Annotated in this window: 12 protein-coding genes; 9 read left to right on the top strand and 3 right to left on the bottom strand. The window is 59.7% G+C overall.

Features of this window, described 5'->3' with window-relative positions:
• The first annotated feature begins 39 nt into the window (after window positions 1-39).
• The 3 genes from QZ177_RS03445 (at window position 40) to groL (ending at window position 3,581) form a co-directional block, all read left to right on the top strand.
• The gene (locus QZ177_RS03445; RefSeq protein WP_009647044.1) at window positions 40-1,293 is read left to right on the top strand and encodes an ATP-binding protein; all 1,254 of its coding nucleotides are present in this window, start codon (window positions 40-42) and stop codon (window positions 1,291-1,293) included.
• Window positions 1,294-1,610: 317 nt separating this feature from the next.
• Window positions 1,611-1,892, top strand: a complete 282-nt coding sequence (groES, locus tag QZ177_RS03440) for a co-chaperone GroES (RefSeq protein WP_006193124.1) — start codon at window positions 1,611-1,613, stop codon at window positions 1,890-1,892.
• 57 nt (window positions 1,893-1,949) lie between these two features.
• On the top strand, window positions 1,950-3,581 hold the full coding sequence (groL, locus tag QZ177_RS03435) for a chaperonin GroEL (protein ID WP_009647022.1): 1,632 nt from the start codon (window positions 1,950-1,952) through the stop codon (window positions 3,579-3,581).
• Between the two features lie 89 nt (window positions 3,582-3,670).
• Here the strand turns inward: groL and modB are convergent, their stop codons facing one another.
• Genes modB through modA form a run of 3 tightly spaced genes read right to left on the bottom strand, consistent with a single transcriptional unit; the run spans window position 3,671 to window position 6,168 of the window.
• Window positions 3,671-4,324 carry a molybdate ABC transporter permease subunit gene (modB, locus tag QZ177_RS03430; protein ID WP_265070076.1) on the bottom strand — a complete coding sequence of 218 codons (654 nt, stop codon included), beginning with the start codon at window positions 4,322-4,324 and terminating at the stop codon, window positions 3,671-3,673.
• Between the two features lie 9 nt (window positions 4,325-4,333).
• Entirely contained in the window at window positions 4,334-5,377 is a 1,044-nt protein-coding gene (locus tag QZ177_RS03425) for an ATP-binding cassette domain-containing protein (RefSeq protein WP_294175535.1), read from the bottom strand.
• Complete coding sequence (gene modA, locus QZ177_RS03420; RefSeq protein WP_294175534.1) at window positions 5,377-6,168, bottom strand: molybdate ABC transporter substrate-binding protein; 792 nt, start codon at window positions 6,166-6,168, stop codon at window positions 5,377-5,379. Before modA ends, QZ177_RS03425 begins: the two co-directional genes overlap by 1 nt.
• A 254-nt stretch (window positions 6,169-6,422) precedes the next feature.
• On the opposite strand from modA, the gene QZ177_RS03415 reads away from it, so the two are divergent.
• Genes QZ177_RS03415 through glp form a run of 6 tightly spaced genes read left to right on the top strand, consistent with a single transcriptional unit; the run spans window position 6,423 to window position 15,014 of the window.
• The gene (locus tag QZ177_RS03415; protein ID WP_294175533.1) at window positions 6,423-10,118 is read left to right on the top strand and encodes a nitrate reductase subunit alpha; all 3,696 of its coding nucleotides are present in this window, start codon (window positions 6,423-6,425) and stop codon (window positions 10,116-10,118) included.
• The gene (narH, locus tag QZ177_RS03410) at window positions 10,108-11,529 is read left to right on the top strand and encodes a nitrate reductase subunit beta (RefSeq protein WP_009647033.1); all 1,422 of its coding nucleotides are present in this window, start codon (window positions 10,108-10,110) and stop codon (window positions 11,527-11,529) included. Before QZ177_RS03415 ends, narH begins: the two co-directional genes overlap by 11 nt.
• Complete coding sequence (narJ, locus tag QZ177_RS03405) at window positions 11,529-12,053, top strand: nitrate reductase molybdenum cofactor assembly chaperone (RefSeq protein ID WP_009647024.1); 525 nt, start codon at window positions 11,529-11,531, stop codon at window positions 12,051-12,053. Before narH ends, narJ begins: the two co-directional genes overlap by 1 nt.
• Window positions 12,050-12,733, top strand: a complete 684-nt coding sequence (narI, locus tag QZ177_RS03400) for a respiratory nitrate reductase subunit gamma (protein ID WP_294175532.1) — start codon at window positions 12,050-12,052, stop codon at window positions 12,731-12,733. The genes narJ and narI overlap by 4 nt, the downstream gene beginning before the upstream one ends.
• Window positions 12,734-12,744: 11 nt before the next feature.
• On the top strand, window positions 12,745-13,779 hold the full coding sequence (locus QZ177_RS03395; protein ID WP_314596274.1) for a molybdopterin-binding protein: 1,035 nt from the start codon (window positions 12,745-12,747) through the stop codon (window positions 13,777-13,779).
• A gap of 8 nt (window positions 13,780-13,787) precedes the next feature.
• The gene (gene glp / locus QZ177_RS03390; protein ID WP_294175530.1) at window positions 13,788-15,014 is read left to right on the top strand and encodes a gephyrin-like molybdotransferase Glp; all 1,227 of its coding nucleotides are present in this window, start codon (window positions 13,788-13,790) and stop codon (window positions 15,012-15,014) included.
• The last annotated feature ends 39 nt before the right edge of the window (window positions 15,015-15,053 follow it).

The raw sequence follows: 15,053 nt of genomic DNA, 5'->3' as shown, positions 1-15,053 counted from the left end.
GCGTAATGCCGCAGAAATCTTCAATGGGAGGCATGGAGTATGGAAATAAAACGAGATCGCTACCTTGATGCGCTGATCAGCAAAAAGCATAATGGTTTGATCAAAGTAGTGACGGGTTTGCGGCGGTGCGGGAAATCGTATCTTCTTTTTAGTCTTTTCAAGGAACATCTGCTTTTTGAGGGAATTGATGAGGCGCATATCATCGAGATCGCATTTGATGCTTTTGAAAACAAGCGGTTTCGTGATCCTGATGTGCTGTACCCGCATTTGCAGGAACGGATTACGGGCGATGACATGTATTATGTGCTTCTCGACGAAGTGCAGCTTCTGGACGAATTTGAGGCCGTCTTGAACAGCCTCATTCGCATGAAGAATGTGGACGTCTATGTGACGGGCAGCAATGCGCGTTTTCTGTCGAAGGATGTGATCACGGAGTTCCGTGGGCGCGGCGACGAGATTCACCTGTATCCGTTGAACTTTGCAGAGTTCATGTCAGTCTATAACGGTACGAAGCAGGATGGCTGGAATGAATATATGCTCTACGGCGGTTTGCCGCTCGTGCTGAGTTTTACGACGGCGGAGCAGAAAATCGCTTTTTTGAAATCGCTCTTTGAAGAAACGTATATTTCCGATATTATCGGCAGGCACAACATTCGCAACAAGGCGGAACTGGAAGATATTTTGAACATCCTTTCCTCTGCCATCGGCTCGCTGACGAATCCGGAAAAGTTGTCGGCGACTTTCAAATCTGTCAAGAAAAAGAGCATCAGCAACAGCACGATCAAGCGATATATTGATTATCTCTGTGATTCTTTCCTGATCGACAGCGCCATGCGCTATGATGTGAAGGGAAAGAAATATATGGACACTCCTTTGAAATATTACTTTACAGACATGGGACTGAGAAATGCCCGGCTGAATTTCCGACAGTTGGAAGAGACGCACAGCATGGAGAATATCATCTTCAATGAACTGAAGGTTCGCGGCTTCAATGTGGATGTCGGCGTCATCGTGCAGAACGACAGGAATGAAAAGGGCGGCAGCATTCGCAGACAGCTTGAGATTGATTTCGTCTGCAACAAGGGATCGAAGCGGTACTATATCCAATCCGCCTACGCGTTGCCCGATGCCGCAAAGATGGAGCAGGAGCAGCGCTCGCTGATGCTGACGGGCGATTTTTTCAAGCGTATGATCATCACGAAGAATACGCCTGCGCCGCACTATAATGAAAAGGGCGTGCTGCTGATGAGCGTCTATGATTTCCTGCTCAATGAGAACAGTTTGGAAGCCTGACGGCATTTTGATGATGGGAAGAATAGGCCGTTCTTTTTGGTACAAAGCACACGCACAAACCGCCATTTCGTGGACATTGCGTGCCGAGATTAAGAAAAATTTGCCAATCGATCTGCGCTCATGGGCGTGATTTCTTGAACGGTTTCAGTAGATTTCTCCCTAAAAGGTCAAAAAATCAAAAAAAGTCCTTGACTATTTGTCGAAAAATGAGTAATATAAGAACTGTGATTAGCACTCAAGCAACGCGAGTGCTAACAAAAAGAATTTAGGAAGAGCTGATTGGTCAGCGATTCCGTTGATTTGGGAGGAAGATAAACATGATCAGGCCATTGGGCGACAGAGTTGTCATCAAGGTTTCGGAAGGCGATATGAAGACGGCGAGCGGCATCGTGCTGCCGGACACGGCGAAGGAGAAGCCGCAGGAAGGCGAAGTCGTCGCAGTCGGCACGGGCAAGATGCTTGACAACGGCACGCGTGCGCAGATGGAAGTCAAGACGGGCGACAAGGTTATCTTCTCGAAGTACTCGGGTTCTGAAGTCAAGGTCGACGAGCAGAACTACCTAATCGTTCGCGAGAGCGACATCCTCGCGGTTCTCTGAGATTTGTCTGAGAGAGCGCAGATTCGATAGATTCGATAGATATTGGGAGGTTTTACCATGGCAAAGCAGGTTTTGTTCAATGAAGAAGCGCGCCGTGCGCTCGGCAAGGGCGTCGACGCTTTGGCAAATGCTGTAAAGGTCACGCTTGGGCCTAAGGGTCGCAACGTCGTTCTCGACAAGAAGTTCGGCGCACCGACGATCACGAACGACGGCGTGACGATTGCGAAGGACATCGAACTCGAAGATCCGTTTGAGAACATGGGCGCACAGCTCGTCAAGGAAGTCGCGACGAAGACGAACGACATCGCGGGCGACGGCACGACGACGGCTACGCTCCTCGCGCAGGCAATGATCCACGAGGGCATGAGGAACGTCGCTGCGGGCGCGAACCCGATGATTCTCAAGAAGGGCATCGACCAGGCGGTCAAGAAACTCGTCGATGAGATCAAGAGCAACTCGAAGAAGGTCGAGGGCAAGGCGGCGATCGCGCAGGTCGCGGCAATTTCCTCGGGCGATGAGGAAGTCGGCGAGCTGATCGCCGAGGCGATGGAGAAGGTCGGCAAGGACGGCGTCATCACGGTCGAGGAGTCGAAGTCCATGGACACGAACCTCTCGGTCGTCGAGGGCATGCAGTTTGACCGCGGCTACATCTCCCCCTACATGGTCACGGACACGGACAAGATGGAAGCCGTTCTCGACAATCCGTACATCCTCATCACGGATCGCAAGATTTCGGCGATTGCCGACATCCTGCCGATTCTTGAGAAGGTCGTAAAGCAGGGCAAGGAACTGATGATCATCGCCGAGGATCTCGACGGTGAGGCGCTTGCGACGCTCGTCGTCAACAAGCTGCGCGGCACGTTCAAGGCTCTTGCCGTCAAGGCTCCGGGCTTCGGCGACCGCCGCAAGGCGATGCTCGAAGACATCGCTATCCTGACGGGCGGCACGGTCATCTCCGAGGAAGTCGGCAGGAAGCTCGACAGCGTCGAGATCGAGGATCTCGGTCAGGCGCGTCAGGTTCGCGCATCGAAGGAAGAGACGACGATTGTCGACGGCTCCGGCGACAAGGCTGCGATCGACGCGCGCGTCGAGCAGATCAAGAAGCAGGTTGCGGAGACGACTTCGGACTTCGACAAGGAGAAGCTGCAGGAGCGCCTCGCAAAGCTCGCGGGCGGCGTCGCCGTCATCGAGATCGGCGCTGCGACCGAGGTCGAGATGAAGGACAAGAAGCTGCGCATCGAGGACGCTCTGAACGCTACGCGTGCGGCGGTCGAAGAGGGCATCGTCGCCGGCGGCGGCACGACGTTCGTCGACATCCTGCCTGCGCTTGACGCTTTGAGCGCCGAGGGCGACGTGCAGACGGGCATCAACATCGTGAAGCGCGCCATCGAGGAACCGGTTCGCCAGATTGCGAACAACGCGGGTCTCGAAGGTTCCGTCGTCGTCGAGAACGTCAAGAAGTCGGCGAATGGCACGGGCTTCAACGCTCTGACGGGCGAGTACGTCGACATGATCGGCGCGGGCATCGTCGACCCGGCGAAGGTCACGCGCTCTGCCCTGCAGAATGCGGCGAGCATCGCGGCGATGGTTCTGACGACGGAGACGCTTGTGGCGGACAAGCCGGAGAAGGAGCCTCCGATGCCGATGGGCGCACCGGGCATGGGCGGCGGTATGCCGGGCATGATGTAAGGCACAATCCCTTCGCAAACAACTTGAAATAGAAAAGCTTCCTGCTGCACGTCGTTGCAGCAGGAAGCTTTTTTTGTGTCCGTATTTTTTTAGCCGCGGCTTCGCGCGAGCCAAGCGTTCATGGCGGCGACGAAGACGAGGGAGAAGAGGACGAGAGCCGTCGCCCATTGGAAGGCGAGGTCGTAGTCGTTCGCCTGTACGGCGGCGTAGATCGCTGTGGACATCGTCTGCGTCGTTCCGGGGACGTTGCCTGCGAACATGATCGTCGCGCCGAACTCGCCGAGCGCACGCGTGAACGTCAGCACGAGTCCCGCAACGATGCCGTGCTTGGCGTTCGGCACGAGGATGCGCCAGAAGATGCGCCACTCGGAGATGCCGAGCGTGCGTGCCGCATAGACAATGTTCTTGTCGAGCTGCTCGAAGGCGCCGCGCGCCGTGCGGTACATGAGGGGCAGCGAGACGACGACGGCGGCGATGACGGTCGCCTTCCATGTGAAGACGAGCGGCATACCGAAGTCGAGAAGCATTTGCCCTAGAGGGCTTTTCCTGCCGAAAACGAGCAGCAGGAAGAAGCCGACGACGGTTGGCGGCAGCACCATGGGCAATGTGATGACGGCGTCGGCAATGCCTTGGAAGCGCCTCAGATGGAGGACGGCGTAGGCGAGGGCGATGCCGAGGAAGAAGGAGATGAAGGTGGCGACCGTCGCCGTCTTCAAGGTGATCCAAAAGGGAGAAAATTCCATGTGCGCCTCCTATCGTTCGAGCAAGATGAGCCGATTGGCGGGAAAATGCAGATAGAATTCTTTCTGCCCCAGCCCTTGCCAAGCGATTTTTTCAATCTCCCAACGCACGGGCGCAGCGTCCGAATCCGCCTTCTTCGCCATGACGAGGTAGGAAAAAGCATCCTCGATGATCTGCATGGCTTCCATGCGCGGCGTGTTTTCCGCCGCTTCTTCGCGCAGGGAAAAGAAGTGGGCGCGGATGCCGACGTAGCGGAGATTCTCGGGCACGGGGGCGGCAGAGTGCAGCGTGATCTGCCAGTCCTCGGCGAAGAGCTCATGCTCTGCCGTGCGGCGTGCGCGGGAGACGTTCTTACAGCCCGTGAGGAGAGTCGCCGCGAGTGTGCCGGGCTGCTCGAAGAGCGCGTGCTTCGTGCCGAACGATTCGAGGGTGCCGCTGCTCAGGACGGCGATGCGATCGGCCAGGCGGTAGGCTTCGCCGCGGTCGTGCGAGACGAGGACGGCGGCGCGTCCGTAGGAGTCGAAGAGGTGTAAGAGCTCCAGCTCCAATTGCCACTTGAGGTAGCTGTCGAGCGCGGAAAATGGCTCGTCGAGCAGCAGTAACTCTGCATCGGAGGCGAGGATGCGCGCGAACGCCGTGCGCTGCTTCTGCCCGCCCGAGAGCTCCTTGGGGTAGGAGTTTTCGAGTCCCGCAAGCGAAAAGCGCGCAAGCTCCCTTTCGAGGAGCTTGCGCTTTTCTTCTTTCGTGCCGTGCGCCGAAAACGTGATGTTCTCGGCGACGGTCATGTTGGGAAACAGGGCGTAGTCTTGGAACAGGTAGCCGACGCGGCGCTTCTGCGGCGCGAGGTTGACGCCCTTTTCGCTGTCGAAGAGCGTGCGCCCGTTGAGCAGGATGCGACCTTCATCGGGTTTTTCGATGCCCGCGATGCACTTCAAGGTCATGCTCTTGCCGCAGCCCGAGGCGCCGAGCAGCGCGAGCACCTCGTCGCGCACGGAAAATTCCACGGCGAGGTCGAAGCCGCGCAGCTTCTTGCGGATTTTGACTTCAAGCTCCATCACTTGCCAGCGGCTTTGAAGCCGTACTTTTCAAGAATCGCCATGCCCTTTTCCGAGGAAACGAAGTCGAGGAAGGATTTCGCCTCGTCCATGTGCTTCGTGTCCTTCAAGATGGCGGCGGGGTAGATGACGGGCTTGTGCGAGCTTGCCGGAGCTTTCGCTGCGACCTTGACCTTGTCGGAAACGGCAGCGTCCGTCGCGTAGACGACGCCGCAGTCCGCGTCGCCCGTCTCCGTCCACGAGAGAACTTGGCGCACGTCGGAGCCGTAGACCGCCTTGGTCTTCACCTGGTCGAGGATGCCGAGCTTCGTGAGGATTTCCTCCGTGTACTGGCCGACGGGAACGCCCTTCGGCTCGCCGAGAGCGATGCGCGAAGCTGCGGACGTCGCAAGCGCGTCAAAGGAGGTGATCGCCTTGCCGCCATCCTTGGGAACGATGAGCACGACTTCGTTTTCGAGGAGGTTCTTGCGCGTGCCGTCAGCGAGAAGTCCCGCCTTTTCGAGCGCATCCATCTGCTTCTGCGCCGCCGAGAAGAAGAGGTCGGCGCTGCCGCCGTTCTCAATCGCCTGCTGCAGGGCGCCGCTGCTGCCGAAGTTGAAGACGAGCTTCGTCTGAGGATGCTCCTTCGCGTACTCGGTCGCCAGCTCATTCATCGCGTCGGTCAAGCTCGCGGCAGCGGAGACCTGCAGCTCGACAGGATCTTTCTTCGCGTCCGAAGCGCTCGGTGCAGTGCCGCAGCCCGCGAGAACGAAGAGGGCGAGGCACGAGAGGAGAAGGGCGATTTTTTTCATGGAAAAACTCCTTTCTTCGGTGAAAATCATTATACCATATCATCTTAGTATAGCATAAGAAAAGCGACTTGCAGTAATATTTATCACTGCATATCCCATATTCGATAGAAAATTTTTCATCTGTGATATTTGTTACAAGACAAATCCGAGAAAATTTTGCTATAATAAATCGGATTAGAGAAGTTAGAGAAGTGCGGATGAAAATATCCGTATTCTTTAAGAAAATGAGATTTCCTCAGGAGGGAGATGGAGAAGTGAGCAGCATTTTCCAGAAGTTCCGTTATCTTATCCCGAAGGAGCGGACGGCGAGCGGCCACCAACAGATTCATGAGGGCGGGCGCGACTGGGAGAACATGTACCGCGACCGCTGGTCATTCGACAAGCGGGTGCGCTCGACGCACGGTGTGAACTGTACGGGGTCGTGCAGCTGGAACATCTATGTGAAGGACGGCCTCGTGGCTTGGGAGAACCAGGCACTCGACTATCCGGAGACCGCGCCCGACATGCCGGACTTCGAGCCTCGCGGCTGTCCGCGCGGCGCTTCGTTCTCGTGGTATCTCTACAGCCCGCTGCGCATCAAGTACCCGTACCTTAGGAGCGATCTCGCTGAGCTTTGGCGCGAGGCGAGAAAGAATCATAAGACGGCGCTTGAGGCGTGGCGCAGCATCGCCGACGATCCCGCGAAGAAGAAGCGCTACAAGGCGGCGCGCGGCATGGGCGGCTTCGTGCGTTCGAATTGGGATGAGGTGTCGGAACTCATCGCCTCGTCGCTTCTCTACACGGTGGAAAAGTACGGCCCGGATCGCAACTTCGGCTTTTCCGTCATTCCCGCGAAGTCGATGCTCAGCTATGCCGCAGGGCTTCGCTTCATGCAACTCATGGGCGGCGCGGGGCTTTCCTTCTACGACTGGTACGCCGATCTGCCGCCGGCAAGCCCGCAGGTCTGGGGCGACCAGACGGATGTGCCGGAGTCGAGCGATTGGTACAATGCGGGCTACATCATCACATGGGGCTCGAACGTGCCGCTGACGCGCACGCCCGACGCACATTTCTTGACGGAGGTGCGCTACAAGGGCACGAAGGTCGTCTCCGTCGCGCCCGACTACGCGGAGTCGACGACGGTCGCCGACACGTGGATCAGCCTGCATACGGGAAGCGATGCCGCCCTCGCCATGGCGATGGGGCACGTCATTCTGAAGGAGTATTACATCGACAGGGAAGTGCCTTTCTTCGTCGACTATGTGCGCCGCTTCACGGACTTCCCGTTCCTCGTGCTCCTCGACGAGAAAGAAGACGGCAGTTTCCTGCCCGGACGCTTCCTCAATGCGAAGGACATGGGACGTGCCGGCGAGAAGCACGCCGACTTCAAGTTCTACGTTGTGGATGAGATGACGGAAAGGCTCGTCGTGCCGAACGGCACGATGGGCGACCGCTGGGATCGTCAGGCGAAGTGGAACCTCAAGGAGGAGGACAGCGACACGGGCGAGGCGATCAAGGCGCGTCTTTCCGTCCTCGACATCAAGGATGACGCGGTCGAAGTCACTCTGCCGTACTTCGGCACGGAGCGCGAGGAAATGCTGTTAAAGCGCATGGTGCCCGTAAAGAAGATTAAGACGGCGGCGGGCGAGCGCCTCGTGACGACGGTCTACGACCTGACGATGGCGAACTATGCGATCGATCGCGGCCTTGGCGGCGAGGCGGCTGCGTCCTACGAGGATGATGTGCCATACACGCCGCATTGGCAGGAGAAGTACACGGGCATATCGCCTGAGCTTGCCATTCATACGGCGCGTGAGATGGCGGACAACTCGATCAAGACGGACGGCAGAACCATGGTCATCATGGGCGCGGGCATCAACCATTGGTACAACGCCGACATCATTTACCGCACGATCTTGAACCTCCTGCTCTTCATCGGTGCGGAAGGCAGGAACGGCGGCGGCTGGGCGCATTACGTCGGGCAGGAGAAGCTGCGTCCGGCGGAGGGCTGGGCACGCGTCATGACGGCGACGGACTGGCAGCCGGCGGCGCGTTTGCAGAACAGCACATCGTTCTTCTACTTCGGCACCGATCAGTGGCGGAGCGACGAGATCGACACGCAAGAGATTGTCGCGGCGACGGGCAAGCCGCGCTACCGCCACCCCGGCGACTACAACGTGCTCGCGGCACGTCTCGGCTGGCTGCCGTTCTACCCGACGTTCAACAAGAGCGGGCAGAAGATCATCGACGAGGCGAAGGCAGCGGGTCATGAGGATTTCGAGGACGTGAAGAAGTTCGTCGCTGAAAGCCTCAAGAAGGGTGAGCTGAACTTCTCGGCGGAAGATCCCGACGCGCCCGAGAACTTCCCGCGCAACCTCTTCATTTGGCGTGCGAACCTCATCACCTCGTCGTCGAAGGGGCACGAATACTTCCTCAAGTATCTGCTCGGCACGAAGAACGGCCTCTTCGCCGAGGAGAAGTGCCCGACGCGTCCGACGGAGATACGTTGGCGCGAGGAGCAGGAGATCAGTAAGCCCGGCGGCGCGGCCGAGGGCAAGCTCGATCTGCTCATCGACCTCGATTTCCGCATGGCCGGCTCGGCGCTCTATTCCGACGTCGTGCTGCCGACGGCGACGTGGTACGAGAAGACTGACCTTTCTTCGACGGACATGCATCCGTTTGTCCATCCGTTCCAGCCTGCCGTCGATCCCTTGTGGGAGGCGCGCACGGACTGGGACATCTTCCGCACGCTCGCCGAGGCCGTCTCGCGCGTCGCCAAGGAAGCGGGCATGAAGCCGTACACAGATGTCGTCGCCGTGCCTCTGCAGCACGATACGGAAGGCGAGACGGCGCAGCCTGAGGGCAGGATTCGCGACTGGAAGAAGGGCGACTGCGAGCCGATCCCGGGCAAGACGATGCCGAATCTCGTCAAGGTGGAGCGCGACTATACGAAGGTTTACGAGAAGTGGATCGCGCTCGGCCCCAACGTGGAGAAGGGCATGGGCGCACATGGTCTCTCGTGGGAGTCGAAGGAAGACTACGAGGAGATCCGAAAGCGCAACGGCGTCATTGAAAACAAGGATTTCGTTTCTTACGGCATGCCGTCGATCTTTGAGGCGCGCCAGGCCGCCGACGCCGTCATGGGGCTTTCGTCGACGACGAAAGGCTCCGTCGCCGTGCGCGCATGGCAGTCGATGGAGAAGCGCACGGGTCTTACGAATCTCACGCGGCTTGCCAAGGACCGCGAGATCGAGCGCTTCACGTTCGATCAGGTCGCCGTGCAGCCGCGCCAGACGATCACGACGCCGACGTTCACGGGCAGCAACCGCAATCGCCGCTACACGCCGTTCACGACGAACGTCGAGGAGCTCGTGCCTTTCCGCACGGTGACAGGACGCCAGTGCTTCTACGTCGATCACGAGCTCATGCAGGAGTGGGGCGAGGCGATGGCGACGTACCGCCCGATCTTGGAGAACCGCCCGATCGAGAAGAAGCTCGGCGAGGGCAAGGAGATCACGCTGCGCTATCTGACGCCGCACAACAAGTGGAGCACGCACAGCATGTACTTCGACAGCCAGCAGCTCCTGACGCTGTTCCGCGGCGGGCAGACTGTGTGGTTCAACGAGAAGGACGCCGCCGACATCGACGTCAAGGACAACGACTGGGTCGAGCTTTACAACCGCAACGGCGTCGTCGCCTCGCGCGTCGTGACTTCGCCCCGCCTGCCGCGCGGCGTCGTATTCATGCACCACGCGCAGGATCGCCACATCAATGTGCCCGGCTCGAAGATTTCGGGCACGCGCGGCGGCACGCACAACACGCCGACGCACATCATGATGAAGCCCACGCACATGATCGGCGGCTACGGGCAGTTCAGCTACGGATTCAATTACTACGGCCCGACGGGCAACCAGCGCGATGCCTACGTCGTCGCGCGCAAGATGAAGGAGGTCGATTGGCTTGAGGATTAAAGCGCAGATAGCGATGGTCATGAACCTTGACAAATGCCTCGGCTGCCATACTTGCTCGATCACGTGCAAGAACGTCTGGACGAACCGCGAGGGTGCGGAGTACATGTACTTCAACAACGTCGAGACGAAGCCGGGCATCGGCTACCCGAAGAATTGGGAAGATCAGGAGAAGTGGAAGGGCGGCTGGAAGGTCAAGGACGGCGAGCTTTCGCTCGCCTCCGGCGCGAACAAGGCGGTGCGCCTCATGAAGCTCTTCTACCATCCCGATCAGCCCGAGCTTGACGACTATTACGAGCCGTGGACATACGACTACGAGACGCTGATCCATTCGGGCCGCAAGAACCATCAGCCCGTGGCGCGTCCGCGCTCCTTGATCACGCAGAAGCGCATGGAGATCAAGTGGGGGCCGAACTGGGAGGACGATCTCGCGAGCGGCGAGTCGGCGCGCAATGATCACAATTTGAAGAAGCTCGGCGAGAAGATCAAGCTGGAATTTCACGATCTCTTCATGAAGTATCTGCCGCGCCTCTGCAACCACTGTCTGAATCCCGCCTGCGTCGCCGCGTGTCCTTCGGGCGCGATCTACAAGCGCGACGAGGACGGCGTCGTCCTCATCTCGCAGGACGTCTGCCGCGGCTGGCGTCACTGCGTGCCCGCCTGTCCGTACAAGAAGATCTATTACAACTGGAAGTCGAACAAGGCGGAGAAGTGCGTCTTGTGCTATCCGCGTCTGGAAAACGGCCTGCCGACGGTCTGCACCGACACCTGCGTCGGGCGCATCCGCTACATGGGCGTGATTTTCTACGACATGGACAAGGTGGAAGAGGCGGCGAAGACGGAGAATGCCGCGCATATTCCTGCGAGCGAGCGCGGCATCTTCCTCGATCCGCACGATCCGGACGTGCAGAAGGCGGCGCGTGAGGCGGGCATTTCCGATGCGTGGATTCATGCGGCGGAGCGTTCGCCCGTCGACAAGATCATCCGTCAGTGGCAGATCGCTCTGCCGCTTCACCCTGAGTACCGCACGCTGCCGATGGTCTGGTACATCCCGCCGCTCTCGCCGATTTTGAAGCATGTGGAAGCGGATGTCTACCTGCCCGACGCGGCGGACATGCGCATTCCGCTCGAATATCTGGCGCAGCTCTTTGCGGCGGGCGACGTCGCCGTCGTCAAGAATACGCTCGCGCGGCTCTTGGAAATGCGCACGGTCATGCGCTACAAGGAAACGAAAGAGTCGCTTCCCGAAGAGCTTTCCCTGCATGAGGCGGAGTACGAGAAGATGTACCGCTTGCTTGCCATCGCCAAGCGCAAGGATCGCGTCGTCATTCCGGCGGGACTGCAGGCGGAGACGCACGAGCGTCTGCGTGAGCTGCAGGGCAGCGCGGGCTATGTCTGCCCGGGAGGTTGCTGATGGAAGAGTACAAGAAGCTGCTGAAGCTCGCGGCATATCTTTTGGAGTACCCGAGCGAGGCGTGGTGGCAGGATTTCGACGCCTACCGCGCCGCGGCGGCAGAGATTGAGACGAAGCAGGCGCGAGAGGTCTTGGAAGAGCTTTTTGACTACGCGCAGGAGCTTGGCAATAAGGCTTACGAAGAGCAATATGTGCGCTCTTTCGAGTTCTCGCCGAACACGAATCTTTATCTGACGACGCAGGATCGCACGGACTTCGGCAAGCAGGCGAGCGAGATGCACGTCTACAAGCAGCTGTTTCTCAAGAACGGCTTCGACACGCAGAACGAGCTTCCCGACTATTTGCCGGCGCTCTTGGAGCTTGCCGCCGCCCTGCCCGAAGAGAAGGCGGCGGAGGTCTTTCGCACGATGAAGGACAAGCTCAAGCTCCTGCGCGACCGCTTCATCGAGGCGAAGCTCGCCTATGCTTTTCTTTTGGACGTCGTGCTCATGCAGGCGGAGAGATGGGAAGGGGATGCAGCATGAATGAGTTCTTTTGGGGCGTACTGCCCTACATCGCTTTCACCGTGCTCATAGGCGGCACGATAGCGCGCTACGTCTTGATGGAGCGCGGTTGGACGACGAAATCGAGCGAATTTCTCTCGAAGAATGATTTGAAGATCGCCGGCCCGATGTTCCACCTCGGCCTCTTCATGGCCTTGGGCGGTCACATCATCGGCGTGCTCATCCCAAAGGTCTGTACGGAAGCGGCGGGAATCAATGAGCATCTCTATCACATCATCGCGCTGGCGGGCGGCATACCGGCGGGCATCCTGTTTTTCCTCGGCTTCCTGCTGCTCTTGAAGCGCCGCTTTCTGGGCAAGGACTACATGCAGGTCAACACGTCGTGTATGGATCGCTGGCTCTACCTCGTGCTCTTCCTCGCCATCCTGACGGGCTGCGCGGGGACGCTGTCGAACGCTATGGGCGGCTTCGCCTTTGACTACCGCGCGACGATTTCGCCGTGGTTCCGCTCGCTCCTTGCGTTCTCTCCCGACGTTTCGCTGATGGAGGGCGTGCCGTTCGTGTTCCGCGCGCACATGCTGCTGTGGATGGTGACGGCAATCCTCTTTCCGTTCACGCGTCTCGTGCATTGCCTGAGCTTCCCGTTCCTCTATCTGACGCGCAGCCCCATCGTCTATCGCAGGAAGGAGAGCCGCTCGTGAGCGCCTTGGCGATGCAGGAAATCGCCGTGGAAGATGCGGTCGGGCAGATCCTCTGTCACGACATCACGGAGATCGTGCGCGGCGTGAGGAAGGGTGCACGCTTTCGCAAGGGGCATGTCGTCGAGGCGGCGGACATCCCCGTGCTGCTCTCTTTGGGCAAGGAGCATCTCTACGTCTGGGAAAACGACGGCACGCTGCTGCACGAGAACGAAGCGGCGGAGATCCTGCGCGGCTTCTGTCAGAACGAGGGAATGGAAGCCTCTGAGCCGAAGGAGGGCAAGATCGAGCTTCGGGCTCTTCATGACGGCGTATTTGCCGTCGATGTTGAGCGCTTCCATCGGCTCAACGATTTTGATGACATCATGGTGGCTTGTGCGCCGCAGTACATGGCGGTCAAGAAGGGCGATCTGCTCGCGGGCATGCGCGTGATTCCGCTTGCCGTGAAAAAGGCTTTGATGGATGAGGCGGCGCGAGCTGTCGGCGAGGAGCCGATCTTTCGGCTTCTGCCGTACCGCTCGCTGAAGGTCGGTGTCGTGACGACGGGATCGGAGGTTGCACACGGCAGGATCAAGGACACGTTCACGCCTGTCCTTGCCGCGAAGCTTCGCGCCTTCGGGCTTTCGGTCAACGAGCACCGCATTTCTGACGACGCCTTGGAGCACACGCAGGCGGCGATCGAGGAGCTTCTTGACCTCGGCATGGACATGGTGCTGTGCACGGGCGGCATGAGCGTCGATCCCGACGACCGCACGCCCGCCGCGATTCGCGCTGCGGGTGCAGAGGTCGTGACGTACGGCGCTCCCGTCCTGCCCGGTGCGATGTTCCTTCTCGCCTATGCCGAGCGCGACGGGCGCACGGTGCCCGTGCTCGGCCTGCCGGGCTGCGTCATGTACAGTGCGGCGACGATCTTCGACATCGTGCTGCCGCGCATCTTGGCGGGCGAGCGCGTGACGCGCCGCGAGATCCGCCGCCTTGGACTCGGCGGGCTGTGTCTCGCGTGCGAGACGTGCCACTATCCGCGCTGCACCTTCGGCAAGTGGGAGTAGGTGGAGCGATGCAGGACATATCATTGGAAAAGGCGCAGGAGCTTCTTTTGGGCGAGGTGCGCGAGATTCCGCTGTCGGAAGCCGAGCCCGTGCCGCTTCTTGCGGCGCTCGGGCGAAGGCTTGCCGAGGACTGCTGCGCCGCCTTCGACCAGCCGCCGTTTGACCGCTCGCCGCTCGACGGCTATGCGCTCTTGGCTGCCTGTACGCAGGGGGCGTCGGCGGACGCTCCCGCGCGCTTTCGCGTCATCGGCGAGGAGTGTGCGGGCAGCTTCTTCGCCGGCAAGGTGGGCGCGGGCGAGGCGCTTCGTCTGATGACGGGCGCGGCGATGCCCGAGGGCGCGGACACCGTCGTGCGGCAGGAAGACGTGCGCGTGGAGGGCGAGGAAATTCTCGTGCCTTATGCGCTCAAGCATCACGAGAACTTCTGCTTTCGCGGCGAGGATGTGGAAGAAGGCGCCGTGCTCGCCAAGGCGGGCGATCGTCTGACGGCGGCGCACATCGCCGTCCTGGCAGGGCAGGGGAGGAAGCGTCTTCCCTGCGTGCGCCGCGTGCGCATCGTTTTGGCGAGCACGGGCGACGAACTTGTCGAGCCGGGCGAGCCGCTCTGCCCCGGCAAGATCTACAACAGCAATCTCTACCTGCTCACGGCAAGACTTAAGGAGATGGGCTTCGAGGCAGAAATCCTCGGTGCGCTGCCCGACGATGCGGAGGAGGTTGCGCGTGCGCTCGTGAGTTCTGCCGAGCCGCCCGATCTCGTTCTGACGACGGGCGGCGTTTCCGTGGGCAAGAAGGACATCATGCACGACGTCGTCAAGGAACTTAATGCCGAGCGCCTTTTCTGGCGTGTTCTGATGAAGCCTGGAGCGCCCGCAATCGGCTATACGTTTTCGGCGGCGGGCGACTCGCGCCGCACGCTCGGCATCGCCCTGTCGGGCAATCCGTTTGCCGCTTCGGCGACGTTCGAGCTTCTCGTGCGTCCCGTGCTCGCAAAATTGACGGCGCGAACCGCACTCCTGCCGAGGCGTTGCCGTGCCGTCTTGCGGGACGGCTTTTCCAAGGAGAGCCGCGGCAGGCGCTTCGTGCGAGCGCAGTATGCGCAGGGCGAGGTGCATCTGCCTGAGAAGCACGCTTCCGGCGTGCTCTTCTCCGCCGTCGGCTGCAACGCGCTCGTCGATATTCCCGCCGGCTCGCCGCCCCTTGCGGCGGGTGCGGAGGTCGATGTCATCTTGTTGTGACGTTGTTGCACGTTGATTGCGAGTCTGCCGATGCGTCTG

This window comes from uncultured Selenomonas sp., assembly GCA_905372355.1.
Lineage (GTDB): Bacteria > Bacillota > Negativicutes > Selenomonadales > Selenomonadaceae > Selenomonas.
The sequence above is the reverse complement of the archived record's forward strand: the minus strand, read 5'-3'. Positions and strand labels throughout refer to the sequence as shown.

What these genes read in the sequence shown, in the direction of transcription:
- narI (WP_294175532.1), top strand. Translation starts at nt 12,050, where the DNA reads ATGAATGAGTTCTTTTGGGGCGTACTGCCCTACATCGCTTTCACCGTG.
- QZ177_RS03425 (WP_294175535.1), bottom strand. Translation starts at nt 5,377, where the DNA reads ATGGAGCTTGAAGTCAAAATCCGCAAGAAGCTGCGCGGCTTCGACCTC.
- narJ (WP_009647024.1), top strand. Translation starts at nt 11,529, where the DNA reads ATGGAAGAGTACAAGAAGCTGCTGAAGCTCGCGGCATATCTTTTGGAG.
- modB (WP_265070076.1), bottom strand. Translation starts at nt 4,324, where the DNA reads ATGGAATTTTCTCCCTTTTGGATCACCTTGAAGACGGCGACGGTCGCC.
- QZ177_RS03395 (WP_314596274.1), top strand. Translation starts at nt 12,745, where the DNA reads ATGCAGGAAATCGCCGTGGAAGATGCGGTCGGGCAGATCCTCTGTCAC.
- glp (WP_294175530.1), top strand. Translation starts at nt 13,788, where the DNA reads ATGCAGGACATATCATTGGAAAAGGCGCAGGAGCTTCTTTTGGGCGAG.
- modA (WP_294175534.1), bottom strand. Translation starts at nt 6,168, where the DNA reads ATGAAAAAAATCGCCCTTCTCCTCTCGTGCCTCGCCCTCTTCGTTCTC.
- groES (WP_006193124.1), top strand. Translation starts at nt 1,611, where the DNA reads ATGATCAGGCCATTGGGCGACAGAGTTGTCATCAAGGTTTCGGAAGGC.
- QZ177_RS03445 (WP_009647044.1), top strand. Translation starts at nt 40, where the DNA reads ATGGAAATAAAACGAGATCGCTACCTTGATGCGCTGATCAGCAAAAAG.
- groL (WP_009647022.1), top strand. Translation starts at nt 1,950, where the DNA reads ATGGCAAAGCAGGTTTTGTTCAATGAAGAAGCGCGCCGTGCGCTCGGC.